This is a genomic window from Fibrobacter sp. UWB12 (assembly GCF_900142485.1).
Lineage (GTDB): Bacteria > Fibrobacterota > Fibrobacteria > Fibrobacterales > Fibrobacteraceae > Fibrobacter.
Genome location: NZ_FRAZ01000004.1, coordinates 339,336 through 363,795, shown reverse-complemented (window position 1 = coordinate 363,795; position 24,460 = coordinate 339,336). Strand labels below are relative to the sequence as shown.

24 protein-coding genes are annotated in these 24,460 nt (G+C 46.2%); 12 read left to right on the top strand and 12 right to left on the bottom strand.

Going from position 1 to position 24,460, the window contains the following annotated elements; genetic code table 11:
* Positions 1-1,395, top strand: a complete 1,395-nt coding sequence (locus tag BUA34_RS08360) for a BamA/TamA family outer membrane protein (protein WP_072828271.1) — start codon at positions 1-3, stop codon at positions 1,393-1,395.
* Here BUA34_RS08360 and BUA34_RS08355 read toward each other — a convergent pair.
* Entirely contained in the window at positions 1,392-1,976 is a 585-nt protein-coding gene (locus BUA34_RS08355) for a hypothetical protein (protein WP_072828270.1), read from the bottom strand. The two genes, BUA34_RS08360 and BUA34_RS08355, sit on opposite strands and share 4 nt — an antisense overlap.
* A gap of 96 nt (positions 1,977-2,072) precedes the next feature.
* Between BUA34_RS08355 and BUA34_RS08350 the strand changes: the two genes are divergently transcribed.
* Entirely contained in the window at positions 2,073-2,381 is a 309-nt protein-coding gene (locus BUA34_RS08350; RefSeq protein WP_072828269.1) for a type B 50S ribosomal protein L31, read from the top strand.
* Positions 2,382-2,449: 68 nt separating this feature from the next.
* The gene (locus BUA34_RS08345) at positions 2,450-3,355 is read left to right on the top strand and encodes a hypothetical protein (protein ID WP_072828268.1); all 906 of its coding nucleotides are present in this window, start codon (positions 2,450-2,452) and stop codon (positions 3,353-3,355) included.
* Between the two features lie 102 nt (positions 3,356-3,457).
* Here BUA34_RS08345 and BUA34_RS08340 read toward each other — a convergent pair whose 3' ends face one another.
* The 7 genes from BUA34_RS08340 to BUA34_RS08315 are packed head-to-tail and all read right to left on the bottom strand — an operon-like array spanning position 3,458 to position 8,217.
* The gene (locus tag BUA34_RS08340; RefSeq protein ID WP_072828267.1) at positions 3,458-4,000 is read right to left on the bottom strand and encodes a hypothetical protein; all 543 of its coding nucleotides are present in this window, start codon (positions 3,998-4,000) and stop codon (positions 3,458-3,460) included.
* A gap of 31 nt (positions 4,001-4,031) precedes the next feature.
* Positions 4,032-5,108 (bottom strand): TIGR04133 family radical SAM/SPASM protein, encoded by a 1,077-nt coding sequence (locus BUA34_RS08335; protein ID WP_072828266.1) that lies wholly within the window; start codon positions 5,106-5,108, stop codon positions 4,032-4,034.
* A 23-nt stretch (positions 5,109-5,131) separates the two neighbouring features.
* On the bottom strand, positions 5,132-5,491 hold the full coding sequence (locus tag BUA34_RS15750; RefSeq protein ID WP_139255905.1) for a hypothetical protein: 360 nt from the start codon (positions 5,489-5,491) through the stop codon (positions 5,132-5,134).
* 46 nt (positions 5,492-5,537) lie between these two features.
* A complete protein-coding gene (locus tag BUA34_RS08330; RefSeq protein WP_072828265.1) occupies positions 5,538-6,398 on the bottom strand; it encodes a hypothetical protein in 861 nt (286 codons plus the stop codon).
* A complete protein-coding gene (locus tag BUA34_RS08325) occupies positions 6,395-6,760 on the bottom strand; it encodes a hypothetical protein (RefSeq protein WP_072828264.1) in 366 nt (121 codons plus the stop codon). The genes BUA34_RS08330 and BUA34_RS08325 overlap by 4 nt, the downstream gene beginning before the upstream one ends.
* On the bottom strand, positions 6,760-7,173 hold the full coding sequence (locus BUA34_RS08320; protein ID WP_072828263.1) for a hypothetical protein: 414 nt from the start codon (positions 7,171-7,173) through the stop codon (positions 6,760-6,762). Before BUA34_RS08320 ends, BUA34_RS08325 begins: the two co-directional genes overlap by 1 nt.
* Positions 7,174-7,185: 12 nt before the next feature.
* On the bottom strand, positions 7,186-8,217 hold the full coding sequence (locus BUA34_RS08315) for a hypothetical protein (protein WP_139255904.1): 1,032 nt from the start codon (positions 8,215-8,217) through the stop codon (positions 7,186-7,188).
* A gap of 271 nt (positions 8,218-8,488) precedes the next feature.
* Here BUA34_RS08315 and BUA34_RS08310 point away from each other — a divergent pair, with 271 nt between their 5' ends.
* The 6 genes from BUA34_RS08310 (at position 8,489) to BUA34_RS08290 (ending at position 17,479) form a co-directional block, all read left to right on the top strand.
* On the top strand, positions 8,489-10,999 hold the full coding sequence (locus BUA34_RS08310) for an NPCBM/NEW2 domain-containing protein (protein ID WP_254794387.1): 2,511 nt from the start codon (positions 8,489-8,491) through the stop codon (positions 10,997-10,999).
* Positions 10,996-12,210 carry a glycosyltransferase gene (locus BUA34_RS08305; RefSeq protein ID WP_072828260.1) on the top strand — a complete coding sequence of 405 codons (1,215 nt, stop codon included), beginning with the start codon at positions 10,996-10,998 and terminating at the stop codon, positions 12,208-12,210. Before BUA34_RS08310 ends, BUA34_RS08305 begins: the two co-directional genes overlap by 4 nt.
* Before the next feature lie 12 nt (positions 12,211-12,222).
* Entirely contained in the window at positions 12,223-12,915 is a 693-nt protein-coding gene (locus tag BUA34_RS08300) for a hypothetical protein (RefSeq protein ID WP_072828259.1), read from the top strand.
* Between the two features lie 304 nt (positions 12,916-13,219).
* Positions 13,220-16,387: an InlB B-repeat-containing protein gene (locus BUA34_RS08295; protein ID WP_175545431.1), complete on the top strand. Its 3,168-nt coding sequence runs from the start codon at positions 13,220-13,222 to the stop codon at positions 16,385-16,387.
* Positions 16,388-16,421: 34 nt separating this feature from the next.
* Positions 16,422-16,553, top strand: a complete 132-nt coding sequence (locus tag BUA34_RS16170; RefSeq protein ID WP_256375019.1) for a hypothetical protein — start codon at positions 16,422-16,424, stop codon at positions 16,551-16,553.
* Positions 16,554-16,669: 116 nt separating this feature from the next.
* Positions 16,670-17,479, top strand: coding sequence for a tyrosine-protein phosphatase (locus BUA34_RS08290; RefSeq protein ID WP_072828257.1), 810 nt, complete (start codon positions 16,670-16,672; stop codon positions 17,477-17,479).
* A 59-nt stretch (positions 17,480-17,538) separates the two neighbouring features.
* Here BUA34_RS08290 and BUA34_RS08285 read toward each other — a convergent pair whose 3' ends face one another.
* Both BUA34_RS08285 and BUA34_RS08280 read right to left on the bottom strand, forming a co-directional pair.
* Positions 17,539-18,423 (bottom strand): phosphoribosylaminoimidazolesuccinocarboxamide synthase, encoded by an 885-nt coding sequence (locus BUA34_RS08285; protein WP_072828256.1) that lies wholly within the window; start codon positions 18,421-18,423, stop codon positions 17,539-17,541.
* A 41-nt stretch (positions 18,424-18,464) separates the two neighbouring features.
* Positions 18,465-18,752 carry a hypothetical protein gene (locus BUA34_RS08280; RefSeq protein ID WP_072828255.1) on the bottom strand — a complete coding sequence of 96 codons (288 nt, stop codon included), beginning with the start codon at positions 18,750-18,752 and terminating at the stop codon, positions 18,465-18,467.
* 228 nt (positions 18,753-18,980) lie between these two features.
* Between BUA34_RS08280 and BUA34_RS08275 the strand changes: the two genes are divergently transcribed.
* On the top strand, positions 18,981-20,468 hold the full coding sequence (locus BUA34_RS08275) for a hypothetical protein (RefSeq protein WP_072828254.1): 1,488 nt from the start codon (positions 18,981-18,983) through the stop codon (positions 20,466-20,468).
* Positions 20,469-20,562: 94 nt separating this feature from the next.
* On the opposite strand, the gene BUA34_RS08270 is transcribed toward BUA34_RS08275, so the two are convergent.
* Positions 20,563-21,174 carry an FISUMP domain-containing protein gene (locus BUA34_RS08270; protein ID WP_083579756.1) on the bottom strand — a complete coding sequence of 204 codons (612 nt, stop codon included), beginning with the start codon at positions 21,172-21,174 and terminating at the stop codon, positions 20,563-20,565.
* A 68-nt stretch (positions 21,175-21,242) separates the two neighbouring features.
* Here BUA34_RS08270 and BUA34_RS08265 point away from each other — a divergent pair, with 68 nt between their 5' ends.
* Complete coding sequence (locus BUA34_RS08265) at positions 21,243-22,568, top strand: GntR family transcriptional regulator (RefSeq protein WP_072828252.1); 1,326 nt, start codon at positions 21,243-21,245, stop codon at positions 22,566-22,568.
* 3 nt (positions 22,569-22,571) lie between these two features.
* Here BUA34_RS08265 and BUA34_RS08260 read toward each other — a convergent pair whose 3' ends face one another.
* Positions 22,572-23,690: a glycosyl hydrolase family 8 gene (locus tag BUA34_RS08260; protein WP_072828251.1), complete on the bottom strand. Its 1,119-nt coding sequence runs from the start codon at positions 23,688-23,690 to the stop codon at positions 22,572-22,574.
* Between the two features lie 571 nt (positions 23,691-24,261).
* On the opposite strand from BUA34_RS08260, the gene BUA34_RS08250 reads away from it, so the two are divergent.
* On the top strand, positions 24,262-24,456 hold the full coding sequence (locus BUA34_RS08250; RefSeq protein WP_072828250.1) for a hypothetical protein: 195 nt from the start codon (positions 24,262-24,264) through the stop codon (positions 24,454-24,456).
* Positions 24,457-24,460 lie beyond the last annotated feature (4 nt).

Below are 24,460 nucleotides of genomic sequence, written 5' to 3'. Positions count from 1 at the left end.
ATGTTACAGTGGATTCGAAATACTTTGCTTTGCTCCTTTATTTGGATGCTTGTTATGACGCTCGGCATTGGTGAGAGCTTTGCTTCGACATGCCGTATTGAGCGTATCGAGTGGGATGGAAAACACAGCGATTTTGATGAACTGTCGATGGAAGCTGCTGTCGGTATGCCTTGCGATTCTTGGCGGGAAACTCGACAAAAGTTGTTGCGCTACTATGAGGACCATGGGTTTCTTGGTGCAAAGCTAGATGTGAATGTCGATAGCGCGGGCGTGATGCATTGCATGTTTGATCGAGGTAGTGCTTGGGTGTGGGCCGGACCTGAAAATTTGGATTCTGGCGCTACAGATGTTGATGTTTTTAGTTTGTTGACTGGGCTTGAAGTAGGTGGTTCTGTTTCGCTGACGGATTTGGAACGCTCTGAAAATAGGCTTTCCCGGTTGGGCTATTACGAACAGACTGCAAATGTTCGCTTGTTCCGAGATCCTGTGCGACATCGTGTGATTCCCGCGTATTCCATGCGTGCGCTTCCGATTTCTGCGGCAGAAGGCTACCTCACATACTCAAGCGATGAGAACGTTTGGGAAGGCAAGGTGAATCTCGCTTTGTTCAATATCTTGGGTACAGGGCGTGATTTGCAAATGGAAGGTTATTCGCAAAAAGAGTCCCGCCGTATAGAGGGCTCGTATCGAGAACGCTTTATCTTCGGGTCGGCGTGGGATGTCGTTGTTCGCGGATTTTTTGAGGACGATTCGCTGTCGCGCAATTCACGGCTAGAGGTTGGCGTATCGCGGAACATTGGCTTTAGCATTGATGTTGCTGCGTTTGTGGGCATAGGCAATGATGAAAAGAGCTCGACTTTTGAACTTTCATATGTTTCGTTTGACCGCCTCATGTTGCCCCGTCGAGGAACTTCGTTTGACGTTTCGTTAGCGTGGCTGATGGATCGCCCGGACTCGCTGGATAGCTATTTGCGGTTGGAATCTTCGTTCACGCATTATGTGCCCTTGTACAAGAATTTCATTATGCGGTATTCGGCTGCAGCAGGGGCGTTGCTTCCGTCGGGAGGTTCTTTCGCTCGTGAGGACTTGTTTGCTTTGGGGGGAATCAACTCATTCAAGGGAATGATGTATGGCTTTGTGCGGACTCGCGCGTATGGATTTTCGCAGGCCGCTTTGCTTTGGCAGGATGGTTATGATTTGTCGATTGAGCTCTTTTATCAGCCGGGGCTATATAGGCGGATAAAGCCTTTCCATGGGTGGGCGGGCGAGCATGACTACGGCGTTGGGTTTACGCAGTACCGCAAATCGTGGAGCTTTAGCATTTATTATGCGCTCCGCAATGGGTGCGATTATTTGGACGGTGTGCTAGGGTTCGGTGTAAAAACGCTTTTTTAGAGTCTCGGAACGCGGACTTTGTCGCCGGCATTGAGGTGCTCGAGCATGACGCCTGCGTTCACAGATTGGAGTGCCGAGAGCACATAGAAGCGGGGGAGGTTTTGAGTGCCAGCTCCGTACGTTCTGCGTAAAAGCTTGAACAAATCTTCGCCATCGTTAGCGGTGACGACCTTGTAAAGACTCTTGTTCGAGGGGTCGGACTGCAAGGCGGAGAGCGCGTTCGAGAACTTGGCGACGAAATTTTCGGCGTTGTTGCTTGGCTTGGAGGCCTCTGCGGCCTGCTTGACCTGTTTCGGCGGTTTGCTCAGTCCGGACTTGCGGTTGGAGCTCTTTCCGGTGACGGACGGCGGGAGCTTGAATGTCGGCGCCTTGAATGCGTTCATCTTGAGGTTTACGTCGGCGGAGTCTTTCCCTTTTTTGACCGGTTCGAGACGTAAAATGGAGTCCAGCGAGGCAATATAGTTGCTATCCGGCCATTCTTCGAGGACCATTTTCTTGTTAACTTCGATGATTTTAATGGTCGGATGGTCGTTTTCGCATGCGAGTAAAAGCAATAAACTGAGCAACAATAAAGATTTCATGCTATAAAAATACTAAAAATGAGGCTTCCGCTTGCCAAAATCACGAAATTCAACTAAATTTTGGCTCTCAACAATTACTTCACAGGAAGTTTTATAATGAAAGAAGGTATCCACCCTAATTATCAACCGGTCGTGTTCGTCGATGCGAATACGGGTAAAGAATACATCACCCGCTCCACGAAGTCTTCCGCCGAAAAGAAGACTATCGATGGTGTTGAATATAGCGTAATTTCCTTGGAAATTACGGCTGATACCCATCCGTTCTGGACGGGCAAGCAGCATCGCGTGGATACGGCTGGCCGTATCGACAGCTTCAACAAGCGTTATGGCGGCGGTGCTAACATCACCTCTGCAAAGCGTAAGACTCGCAAGGCTGTTCCGGTCAAGACTGAAGAAGAAGCTTAATCTTCTTAAAGTTTGGGGCCTCCCTAATTTAGGGAGGCTTTTGTCTTATTAACCCTAGAGGACGCAAAATGAAAAATAAACTTAGCATTTGTGCCGCAGCCCTTATTGCTCTCGCTATGACGGCTTGCGATAACGGTAAGACTGGTACTATCGAAGGTGAAGTCCGTGATGCTTTCACCAACAAACCGTTGGAAATGCCGACTGTTGGTATGGACTCCACGATTTACACCACTCTTTCCAAGAAGTATGAATTCAACCAGGAACTCCGCAAGGGCAAGTTCAAGTTTGTCAAGGTCCCGGTTGGCGCCTATAGAGTTTATGCAGGTCGTTCTAAGTATGTGAAGACCCGTATGAAGATTGAAACGACGGAACAGAATCCGAACGCTTCTCTCATTCTTTATATCTACAGCGCACAGGTTGATCCGGGTCTGTACCAGGGTACTCCGGAAGGCCCGCTCAAGATTGATAACAAGTGGGTTGTTTACTCCACGAACTGCGATGAATCTATCGCTGGTTACCGCTTGACTATGCCGCAGCAGCAGGCTGGTGATGCAAAAGCAAGCCTTGCTGAAAAGATTGGTGTCAAGAAGAAAGGCAAGAAGGGCAAGAAGGCTAAGAAGGCCGCCGCTCCGGCTGCTGTTACTTCTGCCGTAACGAACCTCCCGGATCCGCGAGTCATCGAAGGCAAACTCGAAGTGTTCTACCACAACTCTTCTTCTGTGTCTACCGCAATCACGGCTAAGACCTATCCGGCTGTCGTCGCTCCGATCGCTTCTCACAAGGACTGCAAGGGCTTTGGCGCAGGCGAAACGAAGGGCGTGTTCCCGGTCAAGGATAAGGCAACCGATCTCAAGGTCGAATACGTTGCTGAAAACCTCTTCAAGATCACTGGCAACCTCCCGAAGGGCAAGCAGATTATTCAGCTCTCCCAGGACGGAAAGACACTCCAGACCTACTATTTCGAAGCTAAGTAATTCGGAATACATTTGAAATTAAAGACGCTCGGTTCTTTGGAACCGGGCGCCTTTTTTTTGCTCGTTGTTCGATTAATATTGGGCCTGCTTAGGCGAGTATTGCTATTCTTCAGGCTTGTCTGGACATTCTATGGTGGGTTCGCATCCGCTATCGCTCAAAACGTTTTGGTTGGTGTCCCATTTGTCAACACATAGAGGTACTCCGTTGAAATTGCAGTTTTTGCCTTCTGTTCCTTGATAGGGCTTTCTCCACAGAATGTCTTCGGGAAGGGTGCTTTTTAGCTCCTCCGGATACGCGCGGAAATCTTTAAGGTATCTATATCCGTTATCACATTCAAAAATTTGGTACGAAGAACCTTCGCTATTCTTTATGGATGTGGTGTAGCAATTAACAGGGTCGATGCCGTATGCGGGCGCAGACATGCGTGGAATAGAACTGCTCGAAGATTCTACGGAACTGCTAGATGTTTCTATGTATTTTTTGATATCTGGGGTTGGACATTTAGTGTCGTCCTCAGCATATAAGTCCACGTTACAATCTATATCATCTGCGGTTGATATTTCTCCGTTGCCGCACCCCGCCCAAAAGAAAGAGGCTAGGGAGAAAGCAAAGTTTCCCCACTGCTTGCGGATGAATGAAATCATAAATTTTCTCCTCCTTGTAATGAATTGGGGTTTACGCTCCCGCAGCCTCCAAGCGATGAACATGGCAGTAAGCCAACTCTTTCGTTTTTTCGTCACGGAGATGCAGGCTGGAACCTTCGCAGTAGCGCCAGTATTTGCAGGTCTTGCAGTCGCCAATTTTAGCCCAACTGCGGTCGCGCATCACTTGGTAGCGGTTCTGCCATACGTCCCAAATATCATCCTTGTAGATGTTGCCTTGGATGTAGTCGCCGCGCAAGCTCGGGCAAGCCGAGATACTTCCGTCGCAGAGCACGGAAGAGACGTTTACGCCGGCGCGGCAGAAGAACGGGTAGTTGCGGGCGTCTTTCTCGTAACTGCCGAGGAAGCCTTCGCAGCCGTAGTTCACGCTGATGACGTTCAGTTTTTTTACTTCGCGGATAAAGTCGAACACCTGGCGGAATTCCTGATTCGTGAGCTGGAACAGTGGATTGTCCTTGGCACGACCCTTCGGGAAGACTGTTGCAACGCGCCAGCGCTTTACGCCGATTTTCAGGAGCATGTCCAAAATTTTCGGGAGTTCCTTGAGATTTTCGCGGTTCACGCAGGTCATCACATCGAAGGTGAGACCTTCGGTGTGGGCGGCCATGTCAATGGCGCGCAGCGCTCGCTCAAAACTATGCGGATCGCCGCGGAAATGGTTGTGGCTTGCTTCGAGACCGTCAAGGCTGATGGTGAGCGAGCGCAGACCTGCGTTCAGCAGGCGTGTGTAGCGTTCGGGAGTCATTGCAAGACCGTTCGTGACCATGCCCCAGGGGTAGCCGCGCTTCTTGATTTCTTGACCACATTCTTCGAGGTCCGGGCGCATCAAGGGTTCGCCGCCGGTAATGACCACGATAAAGTGTTTTGGATCAATGTGCGGGGCGAGCTTGTCGAGCGTAGCCATAAAGTCTTCGCGGGGCATGTCGGGGATAGCGTCTTTTACGCAGTCGCTACCGCAGTGCAAACAGTGCAGGTTGCAGCGGAGCGTGCATTCCCAGAAAAAATACGTGAGCGGGTGAGCCTTGATTTCGTTGTGGCGATAAAGGCGATAAGCTTCGAGAGCGAGTTTCTTTTTAAGAGAGAGTTGCATAGGCTTTAGAATTTAGTTTTTTTTTATTTATCTGGATCAATATAATACTTGGTAAAAAATTCGGTATCCTGAATCGAAAAATCTTTGTCCTGTTTGTCCCTGCATTTTAGAACATGACCTCCTTCGTCAACCAGACAAGAAACTCCATCATCACAATTGTAGAATATGGAGCATGTAGGTTCTGGTACATATGTACAGTTTTGACCGTTATCGTCCGGGGAAATACCATCTTCACAATAATAGCCGGCGACGCCATATTCGGGGCATTCTCCTATAAAAGAACATGCGACCTGTTCTTTGCTGGATGTTGAATTATCGTTGCAACCGCCCCAGAAAAAGGCGGTCAGGGCGAGAGCTATTTTTTTCCAGTGTTTGTAGAACATGTTTAAGCTATATGTATTATGTTTTAGGGATTAGGAAAAATTCAATTTAATAATTGCGTTTTCCGTAATATTTTGCCTTAAATTCTTCTTCGGTGTATGTGACTTCATTCCCGTTTCCATCGGTACATCTAACAGTTTTGTTTGTGCTGTCCCAACATTCAGCGCCGTCTTCGCAATTGTAGTTGTTAGAACATGTTGAATTTGTTCCATATACGGGACACATGGCTTCAATTTCACAAGCAATTTTTTTAGTGGTGTCAGAATTGCTCAGACATTTTTTGATTTTCTGCTGGATGACTTCTAGCTTTTCGTCGTAAATCTTTTGGCATTCTGCATCTAGAGCGGGCTTATTAGCTTCCCATTCTTCTTTCATTTGCAGATATTCTTGGTATTCTTTTGTCGGGCGTGTTGTGCCATCGCTGCAAACAGAATCTTTGGGGAAATTGACGGGGGCTCCGTACAGGGCAACGAAATCGTTAAGTTGCTGACGTAAATCCGCGAGACACTGAGGCGGCGTTAGCAATTCATTATGGATACTGTCCACTTTATTAAAGCCGGTGCGTTTAGCCCTTTCTTCAGCATTCATTTTGGCTATATCAGCTGAATAAGAAGGCGGATAATACGATACGAGTGAATCTCCGGGCGCACATGTTACTTCGCCTGAGCTGGAACTTGTAGATTCGGAACTAGACGATTCTAGCGTCTCGCTGGAACTGGATTCGACGACGCTGCTGGAACTTGGCGCGCTAGCCTCTGACGAACTGCTTTCAATTTCTTGATTTTTGCAGCCTTCTGGCGGACAGTACACACCATACAGGGGTTGTGCATCGTCTTCATAGTGACACCCCGCCCAGAAAAAGGCAGTTGTCGTGAGTAGAATTTTTTTCCAGTGCTTGCGTAAGTTCATTCTGGTTCCTTTACATCGTACATTGCTTTAAATTCGTCTTCGGTGTAAGTCGTTACATGCTCTTGATTGTCATAGCAAGTGAAAATGGTTTCGCCTTCGACTTTGTCACAAGATAAACCGTCATCGCATTTGTAGAAATCGGAGCATGGAAAACGTTTGACATAGGTACACTTGGTCGAGTCTGGAGATTGGAAATCTTCAGGGTTTTCGCAAACATACATATCAACGCCATATTCTGGACATGCTCCACCCGAAAAGGTGCAGGTCCCTCTTACGTCGCTCGATGATGCGTTGTCGCCACAACCATTCCAGAAAAATGCTGCTATTGCGAGAAAAATTTTTTTCCAGTGCTTGTAGAACATTATTTTTTCTCCGGACAATTGATGGTGGGGTAGCATCCACCGACGGGTTGTTCGTTTCCATGTTCGTCTAAAACGAATCCGTCCACGCAAAGATCTTGTTCGCTGTATGTGCAGTTTGTAACACCGCACCCTATTGCGCCCGGCTTCTGCTGTGGAGCGAAAACTTCAACACCTGGGGGTAAATCGTTTGGCGCTAAATAGCTCTCGTAAATTCCCGGATGCCTTAAGTATTTATCTCCGTTTTCGCATTCAATGATGTCGAATGCTTTGCCTGCGTCGTTTACCGCAGTTGTGTTGTAGCATTGGGTCGAGATGCAACCATAACCGGCTACAGCATGGTCTTTGCTTTCACAACCTCCCCACACAAAAGTGAGTGCCGAAAGAAATATAAATTTTAAGAATTTGTATAACATGACGGTTATTTGTTAATCATCGTTTTTTTCGGAATTCAAGCAATCTTCGATTTCCTTATCGAGTTTTTCGGTTTCTTCCTTGTAAACTTCATTGTATTTTTCATCGTATTGGGGCTTTTTCTTTGCCTGTTCTTCGTCAAATTTTTGTTGTTCAAGGTATGATTCAGTTGGGTATGTTGTGCCGTCACTGCACTTGTATTGTCTTGGGATGGGGTTCCCTGGAGCTCCGTACAAAGCGACAAAACTTTCTTCTAGAGATTCCTGTATGTCTTCAAGGCATTTGGGAACATCTTTGTCTTTGAATTGTTCCCTGATAATTTCACCGATTTTCCCAGAACCTTCCCATTTAGCTCGGTCGGTGGCGTTAGATATGGCTTGGCGTTCCGTGTATTTTTCTGAACGATTGTAGTAAAAAAACGAGGTTGGATCTAGACTGCATGTAACTTGACTGCTAGAACTTTGTTCGGTGCTGCTGGAACTTGCGGGCTTTGTGGTGTATTTCCTATCGTAGCGTGTGCGGAATTCGGCCTCGTTATATTTGACTCCATCACAGTCGTAAGTCTTTTCGGAGACATAAACAATGCCATAATCGGGGCAAGCTACGGCTCCCTTGAGGTCGCCGTCGTCGATTGGTGTACATGGTAAGGGTTCTCCGGCTTTAAGCACTTCGTGTTCCTTGCAGTTGACACCATCATCGCAAATGAGTTTTGTTACGTTGACTTCGCCGTTTGTTTTGACGCCCTTACCGTCTTCGTAACAAGTGACTCGGCTGTAAACACCATATGCTGGCATAATCTGCTCGAAGCTGCTGCTTGATTCGGCTATGCTAGACATAACCCCGTATAACGGAACACTGCTAGAAGCTGGTGCCACCACTGAAGAGCTGGATTGATTGTTGTCCGTAGAAGAACTGGACTGCGAGTCTGTAGAAGAACTTGACAGATTGGCTCCGCTGCTGTCGACTGATGTCGGCGCGTTATCGCAGCTGTTCCAGAAAAATGCTGTCAGCGCTAGAGCGATTTTCTTCCAATGTTTGTAAAACATTTTTAACTCCTTTAAAATTCTCTATAAATCCTCTTTAAGAATATAAACAAAATAGATTTGATTTTCCACTGTTTTAGCGGTGATATGATTCAAATTTTTTTGAATTTTATGAAAAAATGAGAGTTTTGGGGACGAGGTGTATTATATAGAACATTCGGACTAAAATGCTGAAGATTTATTCGTTGTGCTCGCCAAAACCCTTAAAATCTTGTGCAAAAAATAATGTTATATTTAATGCACTATGAAAAAAGAACAGTTAGGAAGGGATGGTGTGAAGCAGAAATCTTTGCGTCAGTCCTTTATGGAATGGAAAAATTCCCTTCAATGGGATAAGCCTCAAAATGTCATGTTGGTGGTTACAGTAGCTGTACTTGTATCCGCTTTCCTTATATTCAATAACTTATCCGTGTCGTATGCACGCCATTGGGATATCGAGTGGGGTTATTACTCCATTCTTGTCACGTTCCTTTTGCTTGTGGCGGGGATTGTCGTCAATGCTCCGTTTGTTGCAAAAAATGTGAAGGCGTTCTTGCCGAGCGGCAAAAGTTTTTGTGGACTTGCTCTTTTGCTCATCGTCTTCTCGGTGTTCACTTTCGGAAACATCGGCAATACGCATCGAGTCTTGAGCGACGAGACAAGCTGGGAATCGATGGGACTCCAGATGTATTTCCAGCATACAGGCGGTGTCTGTAACGAAGGCATTTGGACCGATGGCGTTTTGGATTGCAAGACGGAAGTGAACAACTTCAAGGGAAAGGCTCTTGGATTTGTCTATTCGCTTGTGTTCAATTTCATGGAACCGAATCGCGATTCCGCCTTGATGGTGAACTATCCGTTCTATATCTTGAGCTTAATCGCTTTCTTCCTAGCGCTTTGCAAATGGTTTAAGAGCGATAAACTTGCGCTTGCGGCAACGGCGTTTTTAGGCGGTATGCCGATTTACTTGTTGCAGTCGCGTTCCGCATCGACCGAAGTCCTGTATATTCTTTTGCTTGCGGTTCTGATGGCATGGTATGCTTTTGTGCCGACGAACAAGGTCACGTGGAAGCATTTCCTTTTGACGGTTCCGCTGCTTGGATTTTTTGCACAGACCCGCCAAGAAACGGTGTTTGCGTTTATCCCGTTCGCGCTTTACTATTACCGCTATTTCCTTGAAAAGTCTTACCGCTTGCCGGCATTTGTTGCATCGGTCATTATTGTAAGCTGGCCTTCGATCAATACGATGGCTGCGTATCGCGGCTATGATTTCCAGGGTGGCACGCATGCGGCTCATTCGCTTGAAAATTTCTGGTTCAACTTGAAGACAAACATCGAAGTCATGATGAACCTCAAGACGGATGCTTCGTTTGGCGGTATCATGGAAAATCCGTTCTACACGACGTTTACCGTGATTTTGCTTGCTTCGACGGTGTGGCTCCTGTTCCGCATGATTTACTCTCGCCGTTACGTGCGCGGTTTTATTCTTGGCATCACGTTCTGCGTGCAGATTTTCGTGATTCTCTTGAACGTGTCCGGTACGTTTACGATTGACATTAACCAGCGTTATGTGCTTGTGGCGCTTCCGCTGTTTGCGCTTTTGATGGCGCTTGGCCTTTATGATGCGCTCACGTTTACGACTAAGATGAAAAATGACGCTGCGGCAAAAATTGTTGCCGGTGCGGCATGCATTTTGTCGATTGGGCTCATGGTTTACCATGCCCCGAGCTACAGATCGAACATGCTTTATTACAAGAACAAGCTTTTGGCCGAAGAAGACTTCTTGAATACGGAACTTGCGAAGTATCCTAAAAATTCCGTGTTTATTTATGCAAGACCTTGGCAGATGCTTGCTTCTGGACATACTTCGTTTAGCGAAAGTTCGTTCAAGAGCTGGAGTACTGAAACATTTGCGGAATGGTTGCAGAAATCGGGCGGAAATATTTATCTCGTTCGTGGTCAGGATGGCTATGGCAAGGTGAATCGCGCAAGCCGCGTCGTTGGTTTCAAGACGACTGACCAGATTGACGATATCCTCAATGATTTCAAGAACGAACGTGTGTTGATGAACGCCAAAGATTTCGGCTACGGACTTGCTATTTACAAGATCCTTTCGAAGAAGGGCGTGTCGCATTATGCTCAAAACTTCATGGTGACCGAAGAATCGAACGGAATGATTGTCGTGAACAAACGCTTCCCGGAATCGATTGCTTGCGATTACAAGGTGAACGATAAGGATCAAGGCGAAATGCTTGTCTCGAACAACGCCGATACGTTGCTTCTTGATTCTGCAAAAATTCGCCCGGGTATGAATCGAGTTGTTTTGAGCTGCTCCATGCCAGATGAAGATACGCTTGTAACGTACAGGGATTTCTTTATCGAAGGTGAAAAAGTGGCGCTTCTCTCCAGACTTAAAATGCAGACTTTTGTCCAGGAATGGGGTGAACCGCAGATGGATGCAACGGTGGAACATCACAAGTTGACGCTTGATGGAGAACCGTTCCGTTATGGCGTTGGTAGCCATGCAAATTCGTCTCTGATGTATTCGCTCTCTCGCAATTACGATTGGTTCTACGCTGTTATTGGTGTTGATGATGAAAGTGCTTGCGGCGATGGCGCCTACTTTGCTGTGGAAGCGGATGGCCGTGAAATCTATCGTTCCAAGAAACTTTATACAACGGACAAGGAACGTCTGAAACTCAATATCAAGGGCGCAAAATCGCTTAATTTGCGTGTGTTGATGGGCGATAACAAGGATTGCGACCATGGCGATTGGGCGCACGCCTGGCTTGAGGCTGAAAATTGAAAGTCCTTGTAGCACCGCTAGATTGGGGGCTTGGGCATGCAACGCGTTGTGTGCCCGTTATCCGCGAATTCTTGCGGGCGGGAGCTGAGGTTGAACTCGCTGTAGTCAAGGCGAACGCGAATTTTTTCCGTGAAGTATTTCCGGAACTTCGACAGCGCTTGGCTCCAAGTTATAACATCGTATATCCGAAACACGGCTACAACATGGCGCTTTGGCTGCTCAAGAACAGCATGCACTTGAATTCAGTCATGCGTTATGAACACCATTTTGCCGAAGAAATGGTCGACCGTCATGGTTACGATGTGCTATTTTCGGACAATCGTTTTGCGTTCTATTCCAAGAGGGCTTATAGCATTTACATGACGCACCAGCGGCGAATTGCGTTCCCGCGTTCTTTTGCCGCGTTTGAACGAGTCGGTGTAATATGGCATGCCAATATTATGCGTAAGTTCGATGAAGTCTGGGTTCCCGACATGGAAATTTTCCCGGGCTATGCGGGTTCGCTTTCTCATTCGGGGGCGACTCCGGGCGACAAGCCCCTTCGTTACGTGGGGCCGCTTTCGAGATTTTCAGAGAAAACTTTGCCTGCAGTGCAGAGAAAATCGCCGATTCCAGAAAATGTCGATCTTGAAAAAGATGTCGACTTGATGAGCGTGTCTGAGTTTATGGCGCGTTCTGCGAACGTGGAATGGAATGTCTCTGATGCATCGATGGATGCTAAAAAATCTGCGCGGTACAAGGTCGTGGCTGTTGTGTCGGGCGTGGAACCTGCACGCACGCAGTTTGAATTGCAGTTGCGCGAAGCGCTTTTGAAAATTCCTGGCCGCCACATGATGATTCTAGGGAAGCCCTCTGCTGGCTATAAGACGTGGACCGAAGGAAATATCGAGTTCCATACGCATTTGGCAACGCCAGAATTTGCAGATGCCGTGCGAAGTGCCGATTATGTGGTGAGCAGAGGCGGGTACAGCACGGTGATGGACATGGCAGAACTTGGTGCAAAATGTATTTTTGTTCCGACTCCAGGGCAGTTTGAACAGATTGTCCTTGCGCATGATTTGTCGAAGGCTGGCTATGCTGTAGAAATCAAGGCGGACCAGTTGAACGCCGATACGCTTGCCAAGTCTTTTGAATCTTGTGTCAAAATGCCGAAGCTTGGAAATTCAAATTTGCTTCGCTCGGCTGTCGAAAATATTGTTCGAATTATTTAAAGAGAGATGTCTATGAACCAGTTTGTCCTTGCGTTCCCGATTCCTGTAGCTGTTGATGAAATTTTTGCGATTACCGAAAATGTCAAGGTTGCCGCTGATGCAAAAACGGTGATGATTCCCGGATGCAGCGTGCTTTTTAATGTTGTGCGCCAGTCGGCTTCGGCTGATGTTCTGGACATCTTCAAGGAACACTGCGAATTGACCGCCGAAGAAGAACAATCGCTCTCTGCTCATAAATCGCTGTTGTTCTTGCTCGGAAACGTAAAGAGCATGAACGATGTCGAAATGGTGAATGTTGCCATTTTGAAAATGTTTACAGCAGGCGCCGTAGGCGTTTATATGCAACAGTCGGGAACCGCTTGGACTGCAAATGAATTCCGAGATACGTTAGGTTCTGGCGAATATCCGATGGATGCGTGGATTAACATTATCGAAGGCGAGGATGATAAGACCCTCTATACGCTTGGACTTGCTACGTTCTCGCTTCCGGATTTGTGTATCTCGACTACAATCGAAGACCCGGAAGAAGCTCTCTTGATGGCTGCGGATTGCTTGTTTGGCGATGGAATCCCGGCAAAGTCGGGGAGTGTCATTGATTGGGGCGAGGGTGAAAAGTATGTGCTTCGCCAGGAACTCAAGGGCCTGTTCTCTAAAGACGCTCCCGAATACAATAAGCAAGGCTTGCTTAGAATTTTGAAAAAATAGTAGCATTTATAGCTGATACATATAACCCAAATGGGCTATGGGAGTATTATAGACTTTTGTCTAAATTTGCGTTTGTATGTTAAAAAACGCAACATTTTATATTTCTGAACAGTTGTTTTTCACACAACTGCTTAGCTTTTCTTACAAGTGTTGTAAAAATTGTCCTGTCGGTATTCCGTCGGGCTTATTTGTTTTTAACGATAAAGAAGGAATGCAAAAAATGAATAATTTAAATGTATTTAAAAAGGTGCGAATAGGTTTAATCCTACTCGTGATGTTTTTAATCTCTTCAACCGCATGGGCCGTGCCTACCCCTTCTCCTGTCAAGTACATTGACGAGAATGGCGAGACGAAGACTATTACGAATTACATCGAGCTTACCGGTGACGAATCTCCGGACAATCTGATGTTCAAGAATGGCGGCTGGTTTGTGGTCAAGGGCGAAGTGACGTATGATGAAGTCCAGGGGCATCTTTTGGCGTTCAAGCAGCAAGTTGAAAAAACCTGGCAGTGTACGGGACCGGATGTCAATCTGATTCTTGCAGACGGCGCCAAGCTGACTGTGAAGAATGAGGATTACGATATGTCGTTTAGGAATCTGGCCGTCTATGCCCAGAGCACTGGCGAAAATATGGGAAAGTTCGAGGTCTATGCGAAAAAAAGCACCGCTATAGATGTATTTAATGCATTTACCGTTTATGGCGGCTCTGTCAAGGCTCATTCATTTGAAGAATATGAGTATGGTATTTGGGCTGGTTCAGTCACGGTTAACGGTGGTATAGTCGATGCTGCTGGTATTACTTATGGTATTTATGCTGGCGATAGGAAAGTTATCGTCAATGGCGGTTCTGTTACCGCAGCTGGTTTCAGTGGAATTTTTGGTTATGAAGGAATCGAAATTAACGGAGGCGATGTCGATGCGACCGCGACAGGAGTTTCCGATGAAAACAATTTCAGTTATGCTATTGGTTCTTGGTATGATGTTAATGTAAATGGAGGCTCTCTTACTGTACATGCCAAAGACAAAAGCAGTTATGGCGTGTTTGTGAGTGGCTCTGTAGCACATTTAAATGCTGGTGAGGTCATTGCCGATGGTGAAGGTAGTGGCATTGCTGCACGACCCTCATGTTCGTCTTCTGGTGTTGAACTTGCTGGGGCTACCGTCACGACTAACCGCTATACTTATATTGATGATTTGAGGTCTAAAAGTGGTTTCTTTGTTAAAGTAGCAGTAAATGTTCTCTACACCGATGGCGAAGGCAATGTTTTTGAAGGTTCCATTTTTAAATGGGATGATTTGGTTGGTGAGTTTATTGACAAGCTTGACGTTGTCGCTGGCAAAACCCTCACTCCAGTTTATAAGATTTCTTTTGAAACAGGCGATGAAAATATTTCTATTGAGTCTCAAAAACTTGCTGCTGGTACAACCCCGACCAAGCCCGTCGACCCTGAGCGCAAGGGATATAAATTTGCGGGTTGGTACACCGATAAAGATTTTAAGACGGAATTTGACTGGAATGAAAAAATTTCACAGGATATTACGGTGTATGCCAAATGGAAAAAAGAGTTGCCTCCTGTCAAGTACATTGACGAAAATGGCGAGACGAAGACTATTACAGATTACATCGAGCTTGTCGGTGACGAATCTCCGGACGATCCGATGTTCAAGAATGGCGGCTGGTTTGTGGTCAAGGGCGAAGTGACGTATGATGAAGCCCAGGGGCATTATTTGCCGTTCGAGTTGCAAATTGACAAAAATTGGAACCGTTTGGGACCGGATGTCAACCTGATTCTTGCAGATGGTGCCAAGCTGACTGCGAAGAATAAGGATTTCGATATGTCGTTTAGGAATCTGGCCGTCTATGCCCAGAGCACTGGCGAAAATATGGGAAAGTTCGAGGTCTATGCGGAAAATAGCACCGCTATAGATGTATTTAATGCATTTACCGTTTATGGAGGCTCTGTCAAGGCTGTTTCGGAAGAAGGTGATGGTATTTGGGCTCGAGAAATCGTGATTAACGGTGGCATAGTCGATGCTGCTGGTTCTTCTTCAGCTGATTATTCAGGTTGTGGTATTTATGCTAGCGATGAGAACGTTATCGTCAATGGCGGTTCTGTTACCGCAGCTGGTTTCAGAGGAATTTTGGGTTCTGGAGGAATCGAAATTAACGGAGGCGATGTCGATGCGACCGCGACAGGAGTTTCCGATGAATACAATTTCAGTTATGCTATTGGTTCTTGGTATGATGTTAATGTAAATGGAGGCTCTCTTACTGTACATGCCAAAGACAAAAGCAGTTATGGCGTGTATGTGAGTGGCTCTGTAGCACATTTAAATGCTGGTGAGGTCTTTGCCGATGGTGAAGGTAGTGGCTTTGCTGCACGACCCTCATGTTCGTCTTCTGGTGTTGAACTTGCTGGGGCTACCGTCACGACTAACCGCTATACTTATATTGATGATTTGGGGCCTAAAAGTGGCTTCTTTGTTAAAGTAGCAGTAAATGTTCTCTACACCGATGGCGAAGGCAATGTTTTTGAAGGTTCCATTTTTAAATGGGATGATTGGGTTGGTGAGTTTATTGACAAGCTTGACGTTGTCGCTGGCAAAACGTTGCGTCCGGTCAAGCCGAATATCGTCGTTACACAAGACGGTGAGGGTAAGATCCATGCCGAAATCAACGGAAACTACATCGGGGAAGATGATTTCATAATAACGGATAGAATTGAAGTTGACGAAGTGAAGTTTGAACGCGATTTTACGACCGAAGGCTATTCTACCATAGTGCTTCCGTTCAACATAAAGACTAGCCTTTTAGTTGGTGTTGATTCTGTTCTTTCGTTTAATGGCATTGTCTTGGATGAAAATAAAAAGAAGGCCGTGGCCATGCAGGTTGTATGGGAAAAATCAATGGAAGAAGTTGAATTGCGAGCTTACACTCCGTATATGATCAAGATGAGCGACAAGTCTCTTGAAATTCTTGGCTCTGTAGTCTTGGAAACGACTCGCGATGCCGTTACCGAAAAGGATGGCTGGGAATTCCGTGGAACATATTCTTTCATGAAGTGGACCGAGGACAGTCCGGATTTGGGCCGAGTTTACGGCTTTGCCGCTTCTTCTGAAGGTGACGTGTCTGTTGGTCAGTTTGTTAAAGTCGCTGCTGGGGCCAGTATCCGTCCGCTGCGTGCTTACTTGATTCACAATGTGCCGAGCACGGTTCGCGCTAATGGCTACTATGCGAACCGCAACGTGGCTTCTATAAAGGATGAACTTCCGGAACAGATGAATTTGGTCATTGTGGGTAAAGACAAGAATGGCGAAGAACACACGACTGTCATTGGCCAGTTCAATACCCGCAGTGGAGAATTCCGTGCGAATAGCGTAAAGCGCGTGTACGACCTCAAGGGGCGTTCTGTGAACAAGGATGCTCGAAAGGTACGTGGTGCCTATTATGGAAAAAATTTACTACATTAACCCCCAAACCTTAAACAATTGAATACAAAAGAATATGAAAAAAGAACAAGAACAGAAAAAAGAATACACATCTCCCGAGATGAAAATTGTTGAATTGCGTCATGAACTCAACTTGATGCAAGGAAGCGGTTCTGAACCACCTCCTTGGAGTGACCAGCTCGGCTAGTCTATTGTAAGGACTGTGTAAACCCCGAAAGTTTTTAAGACTTTCGGGGTTTTTACGTATATGGATTTTGAAAATGGAATCGATTTCATTATATTAGTATCGTAAAAGGGGATTTTATGGCAAATATTTTGAAGTTTGAATGTATCGATAACGCTAGACAACTTGGAGGCATCTTGGCGGGGGGCCGTCGTGTCAAGCATAATAAACTTTTTCGCAGTGGCAATTTATCTAAGGCTACGGATCATGATTTACACCGTCTGCGCGACGAGTTTGGCGTTCATCAGGTGATTGATTTCCGTTCTGATTTTGAGTATATGCGCAAGCCGGATAAACTGCTTGATGGAATGCAGTCCATTTTGATTCCCGTTCTTGACGAATCGATGCATGGCGATGCCTTTAACAAAGAACAGGTGGTGCCTGCAACGGGTGTTGACTTTATGGAGTTCCTTTTTGGAATTGCTCGCCATCCGATTGCAAAGACGTTGAAAGACAAACTTTATAATTATTTTGTCGAAAGCGATTATGCACATCGGCAGTACAGAACGTTCTTCGAAACTGTGCTTGCGCAAAAAGGGGCGCCTGTTCTGTGGCATTGCACGTCGGGCAAGGATCGCTGCGGCTTTGGTGCGGTATTGATGCTTGCTGCTCTCGGGGCCGACGATAACGCTATTCTAGACGATTACGCAGAATCCGAAAACTCGTACCACAAGCAACTTGAAGCGATGTCCAAAAAAGGTCGTGAATCTGGAATGACGGATGAACAGCTCGATATTCTGCACTTCTTGGTGAGTGTCAAACGCGAGTATATGGAAACCCCGGTAAAGCGAATTAATCAGGAATATGGATCGCTACTGAACTTTATACAGAAAAAAATCGGGGTGACACAGGCTCAGATTGAATCCCTGCGGAAATATTATTTGGAGTAAACGAAAAAACGCAAGCAAGGTGCTTGCGTTTTTTAATGCCGTTTTCGTAACTAGAACGATTACAGTTCCGGTTGCTTGCCGGTGAGGCGCACGAAGATTTCTTCGTACTTGGCGAGCGTGTTCTTCACTACATCTGCCGGAATTTCCGGACCCGGGTAGGTCTTGCCCCAGTCGAGAGTTTCGAGCCAGTCACGAACGTACTGCTTGTCGAAACTTTCCTGGTTCTTGCCGACCTGGTACTTGTCTGCCGGCCAGTAACGGCTGGAGTCCGGAGTGAGCACTTCGTCGATGAGGATTGTTTCACCGTCGATTTCACCGAATTCGAACTTGGTGTCGGCGAGGATGATGCCCTTGGAGGCTGCGTAGTCGCGGGCCTTCGTGTAGATGTCGAGGGACATGTCACGGAGAGTCGTTGCGACCTTTTCGCCAACGATATCGAAAGTCTGTTCGAAGCTGATGTTTTCGTCGTGGCCTACGTCCGGCTTGGTGCTCGGCGTGTAGAGCGGCTTTTCGAGCTTCTGGCAGAGCTGCAGGCCTTCCGGGAGAACATGGCCGCAGATTTTACCGGTCTTCTGGTAGTCCTTCCAGCCAGAACCCACGATGTAACCGCGCACGATGCATTCGACGGAGTGGCGGTGAGCCTTCTTCACGATCATGGAGCGACCGCGGAGGTAGTCGGCGTGCTTCTTGAGCACAGCCGGGTATTCGTTCACGTCGGCGGTAATGAGGTGGTTCTTCATGCCTAGGTGCTGGAACCAGAACAGCGAAAGCTGGTTGAGGATTTTGCCCTTACCAGGAATCGGGGTGGGGAGCACCACGTCAAAAGCGGAAAGACGGTCGCTAGCGACCATCAGGAAGCTGTCTCCGAGGTCGTACATGTCACGTACTTTACCTTGGTGGAACAGCGGAACTTCGGTAATGGGAGTATCAAATTTTAAGCTCATAGTGCAAGCAAATGTAGAAAAAGTAGCTGTTTGTAGCTAGTCTAAATCTTTCCAAAATCAATTTTATCATCGACTTTGATGTCTTCTTTTTCTTCGTAATGAAGCTTGGCCTCGGGCATTTCTCCCATATAGGTGCTTTCGGCATTTTGGGGTGTGGGCATTTTTGTATTCATATACGTTTGAGTATCGCGGCCCTCGCGGACTAGCTGCTTTTCGTTTGCGGTGTTCCCAATTTCTATAGGTTGATAACCTCGCGGGTCGGAACTCGCGCATGCTTCAAAAATCAAAGATGTTGCAATAGTTGCTAAAAGTAATGCGATCTGTTTCATGATCCCTCCAAAAGTTTTTATACAAAATACGAAAAATTAAGGATGCATGAACAATGTGTGTGACTTTTTTCCCATATACAACACGATGTTGCATATAGAATATTTTTGTATAAAAATCTGTAAAAATCTGTATTTTTAATCAAAAATCTAAATTTTTGTTGCATAAAGTATTGATTTTGCAAAAAATAATGGTTATATTGGAAGTGTGAAAAGATAAAGGAGGTTCTTATGAAAAAGTTTTCGTTTTTTGCTTGCTCTGCGTTAGCTGCGTTTATGTTTGCTGCTTGTAGCGATGATCCGGTGACGGGTGCTATTCCGCCTGCAGGGGGGAACGGCCAAGGTGGCGGAACCGTGTTGGATTCCACGCGCAACATGTCTCTCAATTTAAAGGGCTGTTACGGTCATCCGTATGATGCCTTGATGAAAACTGCAGCGGACAATCCGAAGGCTTATCTGGTTGTCGATGAAGCTGGATATCATGTGGTGATTCTAAATATTACGGATGCTTGCGGCTATGCAAGTGTTGTGTTCAATAACCAGCGTGTGCTCGATACGCTAAAAGTCCAATTTGATGGTAGTCCGACAGATTGCATGTGCCTTACTGATGAATGGTTCGATATTGATCCGCTTGACGCCGACATCAAGTATTTCGTGTATCAACGCACTGTTTATGAAGTCGTGACTGAACCGCTCCCTGTAAGGAGTTCTTCGAGTGCAACAGTAGTCTCGTCTTCAAGCGAAATTGCGTTGTCGAGCGCGGTTGTGGAATCTTCTTCGTCCTCGACGCCCGCTTATTCTTCGTTTGTCGTTCCGGTTTTCTCGTCATCCTCGGTTCATGTTGAAAGTTCGTCTTCTGTCGCGCCACCGGTCCCGACTCACCATATAATTACAGATGCTACTGCTCAGTGCAGTGCCAAAAGCCGCGTTGTTGATGATCCCTGGCTAGATGGCGCGACTCCAGTCCAAGCAATTAGGCCCAAAGATGAAGATTATGCACTTCCGCCGGTTGCCTTGCGTTATGCAGGTACGGAACGCACAAGCTTTAGCATAGAAAATATTTCATTTGCTTGTGATGTCACCATCGACACCTTGGATGTTTATGTGATTGGCGAAACTGTTTATGTGAATGCCAAAATGAATTATGATAATGCGAAACGTTGTCTCTGTGAGTCGAAGGTGAGTTTTGCTGTAGATAACGATCCAGGGTTTTGGCATGCTCGTTGGCTTGTTTTGGATGATGGTTCCAGTATAAATTTACAGAACAAAATGGATATTTACGACATGGATGTGATTACGATTGATGAAACCAAACCACGTCAAGAAGCGAAGAATGTTGTTGTTGTTTGCAAAAATGATAGACGTACTGCTGATTTATTGGGCTCGTCCAATGCTGTATTGTCCGATGTTCAAGACGTGGCTATGGATACGGCCTCGAATCGGTCGACAGCCTATATGGTTGATGATGGTGACGGCTTTGTTACTCTTCGTCTTGAAAATATTCAGTTGGGATGTGGTGTGAAAAATGCTGAATTTGAAGTTGTTGCGTACGAAGGTGTTTTGTATGTAAATTCGAAAAATACAGGAAGCTTGTATGCGACCAATTGTATTTGTCCGTCTCGCATTTCACTTCAGATAGAAAAGGATTCTCGTTTTACTGATGTTGATTATGTTGTCTTTGATAACGGGGGCTCTATTCCGTTGTATAAAACAAAATAAAAAAATGATAGCAACTCCTTGGAAAAAAGGCTCTGTCCATCGGACAGGGCCTTTTCTATAAAGTCTGGATTTTCTACTTGCTAACTGCTGCTAGTTATTTCTCGATGCAACGGACGGAGAAAGCGTTGTTCTCTTCGATGGCGCGTTCCGCATAACGTTCGTTGTAACCGCCGATGGTCACGAAGTTTGCAATGTAAGTCGTTTCTTCGGTTGCGGTCCAGAAGAATGCGGATTTTTCCATGTCTTCGTAAGCGAAATGCGTGTCGCTTTTGCCAGACGCGTTGAATGATGATTTGGTTTCTTCGCAGTAAGGACTCCACATATCGTTGTTGCCGAAGCAGATGCGCTGGCCCGCTTGCTTGACTCTGAATCCGTTCTTCTTGCTAGAACCGAGATACTTGCTCAGGAAATTCCAGTCTTTGCGGTCGGGGAGTCTCCAGCCGGTAGGGCAGGCTTTCATTGCAGCCTTCCATGTGTAAAGTCGTCCGTACTTGTGACAGTTCGTCTTGTCGTCGTTATAGCAGTAGCTGCCTTTTGTTGTCTTGTACGTGAGGTTCTCGGCTAGCCAGTTGTGGTTACCGATTTTGACAATCTTGTAAGTGTGTCCGTCACGTGGATCCTTGAACTTTTTCGCGGAAGCCTTTTTTGCGGGGGCGGCGACGGTGATGCATGCCGCCAAAAGCATAAATACTAAACCAATTCTCATAGAGGGAAATTTACAAATTTTATTTTCAGGAAATTTTTTTATTTTATAAAATGACGAGGTTTTGAAAGTTGCTGATTGAAGACGTAAAAAAATCTATTGTAAATGCTGGTTTTCAAGACGGTGAAAAAATGCCTTCTGTGCGTAAAATGGCAGAAAGGCTTGGACTTTCCGTCAATACGGTTCATAGGGCATACAAACTTTTATCTGCCGATGGCCGTATCCAGCTAGTTCACGGTAAGGGTTGCTTTTGGGGTTCTGCACCATCGTTTGAGGTGAAACCCGAAGAAAGTGTCTATTCTGTCGTTGAACGTCTATTTCAGAATGATTTGGATAGCGGAGTCCTCAATGCTTTTGATGAACTTCCTTCGTGCAAGGAACTTTCGAACCGTTATGGTGTTTCTCCGTACATTGTAAAAAAGTTCTTGATGCAGAAAAGTTCGCAGGGAATTTTGCGCCATGTTGGGCACAGGTTCTTTTTCAGCGAAGAACGTACGGTCGGAAAATCAAATTACGTTTTGTTTGTGCACCGTTCAGATGAATTTGGTCGTTTAAAAATCGAATCGGAACGCGAATCCGATGTTTTTCGCACGTTTGCGCAGATTGCCGCAGAGCAGAAAATTGCGGTGAAGTTTATCGGGTATCACGAAGCGTCGAATCAATTCTTTGTGTCGGATGGTAGCACGTTTTCGATAAAGAACGATACGCATTGCTTGGGCGTGTTTCTCTCGACTTGGCTTGTCAATGATGCTTCAAAACTGTTTGCGCATTTTGCCATGTTCAAAAATCCGATTTCGGTCTGGTGGGAATACGCGCCGGACATGGTGCCGGTCAGTGCCCGAAACCGCAAAAAATGGGCGTTCTACAACGTGGCATTTGGCAAAGAAGCAGGCGTGATTGTTGGGCGTTACCTCAAGAATAAAAATATGGGGCCGGTTCATTATCTTTCGCCGTACCATGCGAGTTTTTGGTCCAAGGCTAGGTTGCAAGGGCTTATCGAAGCAGGGGCAGAAGTCGTGCCACTTGTGGACGAACGTTTTGCGTCTCCGTTCGACTTGATGGATGTGGCGAAAAATTCAGGCATCGATAGTCAGAAATTTTTGGATAACGTTCTTGGCGAACTTTTGAAGTCGGCAACACTAGATAAGTTTGTCTGTTCAAACGATTGGGTGGCGGCTTCGTTGATTGATTATTTCAAGGCGAAAAAATTGCCTGCGCCGTACGTGGTTGGTTTTGATGATACTATCGAAAGCTATCGCTATGTGTTTGACTCGTTTGCTTTCAATGTCGGGACGATGGTGAAAGAAGCGATTTATCACATTGTGGCGCCGACTATATATGCAGAACAGCGGCGCCAAATGCAGACGCCGCTGGGTAGAGTGGTCGAGAAACACTAGGTTTTAAACGTTAAATTTCCCGGAGCAGGCGAGGAGTCCGAGCATATACAGGAGTCCGTCGTAGTAGCGCCAGAGTCCGGTCGGGATTTCCATATTCCACAAGTCTTCTGCAAATGGCTTGATGAGCGGATCGCCTGCGGGGAGTGCTACTGTCGATGCTGCGTTCATGGCAATCAGGCCGCCCGTAGCAGGCCTTGCCTCGCGCGGGAACGCGCTCCCGTCGACACGCATGTCGGCGAGATACGGGCGCCGGCTGTTGAGGTAGCCGAGAATTTTCTTGACCGCAGAAACTTCCCATTCGCTCACGTCTGCGCGTTCGCCTTTGTCTTGCAATGTGGCGGCATCAAGTCCGATGTTCCACACGACGCGCCAAGCATCACCGCAGAAGCAATCGCTTTCCGGATGCCATGGTGTTTTCTTCGGCGTTCCGTCAAATTCGCTGTAGTCGGCGGCAAGTCCCGTGACCGGGTGGCAAGCCTTTTTCAAATAGGCAACGCTGTTGTCTGCAATCTTGTTCCAAATTGCATCACCGCTTGCTTCACCGTACATTCTGTAGAAGGCGACCGTGTTGTAGCTCGGGTCGGTGTAATCGTTACCTTTCATGGGCGAGAATCGCACGAGGCCGGCATTCACGTCCATCATCGTGTACACATCGCCAGCTTGCGGCTTGTGCGCCATATCGTTGATGAGCTCGATGGCGTCACGTTTGTATTCTTCGCTATTGAAAACCTTGGCGGCATAAAGGAGAGCTGCGGCAAAATATTCTTCGCCATCTGGGGCTGCACCCGGGTCCATCATCGTGAAATCGGCGGTTGAAACTTGCCAGGAGTAATAACCGGCGAGGTCGCCTTCGGTATTCTTCATATGCGTCTTGGCGAATTTCCAGAGCTTGTTAAAAAGGTCTTGCTTGCCGAGAAGTGCGGCAACAGTCATGCCGTAGCTCATACCTTCGGAGCGGATGTCGTTGTGGCCGATATCCACGATGTAGGCCATGTCGTTGCCCTTGTCAAAGCAAATGCGTTCGTTTTCGCGGTCGCCCTCAAAGAGCTGTGCGAAAGCCTTGTTGAGTTTTGTCTCGATTTCGGCGGGAGTCTTACCAATTTCTTCAAAAATGTTTCTCATGACAAGTAAAATAGAAATGTATTGGACTGCGAGATTACTTTGCGTGTGGAAAATGCAAAAACTGTTTGATGTGTTTTGAACTGCTTTAAGAAAAATGATGTTTTTTTCGAAAAAAAATGATAAATGCCAGATTATGACATTTAAAGTAGTTATGTTAATCTCGTGAAACTTTTAAAGTCGTTTTTTTTTTGTTTGTAACGATTGGAGAAAAAATGAATAGAATAATAAAAGGCTGTGTTGATATATGGCTTGATGAAATGGTTCCTTGCCTCAAGAATCTAGAAACAGGAACGATTGAATAAACTGCATTGGGCAAGTACAGCTCCCCAAAATAATGTCCATTTGTATGGAAAAAAGAAATATAATGGGGTTGGGGGACATCTTTTTGCGATTGCCGTAGATATGTCTTTTTAATGGGGGTATGATGGATTTGTTTATGGCTTCGCCCTTAACAAAGACCTTTTAAATCATTATATTAATGCTCTAGGGTGTTTCTTTGTGGGAATCCTTCATCCGTATCATTTTTTGATTGAAACTAATACTGCTCAAAGGCTTTTGGAGAATTATACATATGAGTGGAACTGATAAAAAGACTATGAATTTATCAGATGTTCAGTGCGAGTATTTGGGATTTCCTGATCCATACCGCAATCCGCCTGCTTGTAAATACGATCATCGGGCTCTTGTGGAGTATGCAAAAAAAGTGGGGAAGTCTATCAACGATTTGTCTTTTGAAGAAAAAGCGCATTTTATTGTAAATCGTTAGTTTC

Bases quoted from the DNA above. Each gene is read 5' to 3' on its own strand.
- BUA34_RS08360 (WP_072828271.1), top strand. From the start codon at position 1: ATGTTACAGTGGATTCGAAATACTTTGCTTTGCTCCTTTATTTGGATG.
- BUA34_RS08250 (WP_072828250.1), top strand. From the start codon at position 24,262: ATGAGTGGAACTGATAAAAAGACTATGAATTTATCAGATGTTCAGTGC.
- BUA34_RS08330 (WP_072828265.1), bottom strand. From the start codon at position 6,398: ATGAACTTACGCAAGCACTGGAAAAAAATTCTACTCACGACAACTGCC.
- BUA34_RS08345 (WP_072828268.1), top strand. From the start codon at position 2,450: ATGAAAAATAAACTTAGCATTTGTGCCGCAGCCCTTATTGCTCTCGCT.
- BUA34_RS08280 (WP_072828255.1), bottom strand. From the start codon at position 18,752: ATGAAACAGATCGCATTACTTTTAGCAACTATTGCAACATCTTTGATT.
- BUA34_RS08285 (WP_072828256.1), bottom strand. From the start codon at position 18,423: ATGAGCTTAAAATTTGATACTCCCATTACCGAAGTTCCGCTGTTCCAC.
- BUA34_RS08340 (WP_072828267.1), bottom strand. From the start codon at position 4,000: ATGATTTCATTCATCCGCAAGCAGTGGGGAAACTTTGCTTTCTCCCTA.
- BUA34_RS08270 (WP_083579756.1), bottom strand. From the start codon at position 21,174: ATGAGAATTGGTTTAGTATTTATGCTTTTGGCGGCATGCATCACCGTC.
- BUA34_RS15750 (WP_139255905.1), bottom strand. From the start codon at position 5,491: ATGTTCTACAAACACTGGAAAAAAATAGCTCTCGCCCTGACCGCCTTT.
- BUA34_RS08335 (WP_072828266.1), bottom strand. From the start codon at position 5,108: ATGCAACTCTCTCTTAAAAAGAAACTCGCTCTCGAAGCTTATCGCCTT.
- BUA34_RS08290 (WP_072828257.1), top strand. From the start codon at position 16,670: ATGGCAAATATTTTGAAGTTTGAATGTATCGATAACGCTAGACAACTT.
- BUA34_RS08260 (WP_072828251.1), bottom strand. From the start codon at position 23,690: ATGAGAAACATTTTTGAAGAAATTGGTAAGACTCCCGCCGAAATCGAG.
- BUA34_RS08320 (WP_072828263.1), bottom strand. From the start codon at position 7,173: ATGTTATACAAATTCTTAAAATTTATATTTCTTTCGGCACTCACTTTT.
- BUA34_RS08300 (WP_072828259.1), top strand. From the start codon at position 12,223: ATGAACCAGTTTGTCCTTGCGTTCCCGATTCCTGTAGCTGTTGATGAA.
- BUA34_RS08355 (WP_072828270.1), bottom strand. From the start codon at position 1,976: ATGAAATCTTTATTGTTGCTCAGTTTATTGCTTTTACTCGCATGCGAA.
- BUA34_RS16170 (WP_256375019.1), top strand. From the start codon at position 16,422: ATGAAAAAAGAACAAGAACAGAAAAAAGAATACACATCTCCCGAGATG.
- BUA34_RS08350 (WP_072828269.1), top strand. From the start codon at position 2,073: ATGAAAGAAGGTATCCACCCTAATTATCAACCGGTCGTGTTCGTCGAT.
- BUA34_RS08325 (WP_072828264.1), bottom strand. From the start codon at position 6,760: ATGTTCTACAAGCACTGGAAAAAAATTTTTCTCGCAATAGCAGCATTT.
- BUA34_RS08315 (WP_139255904.1), bottom strand. From the start codon at position 8,217: ATGTTTTACAAACATTGGAAGAAAATCGCTCTAGCGCTGACAGCATTT.
- BUA34_RS08275 (WP_072828254.1), top strand. From the start codon at position 18,981: ATGAAAAAGTTTTCGTTTTTTGCTTGCTCTGCGTTAGCTGCGTTTATG.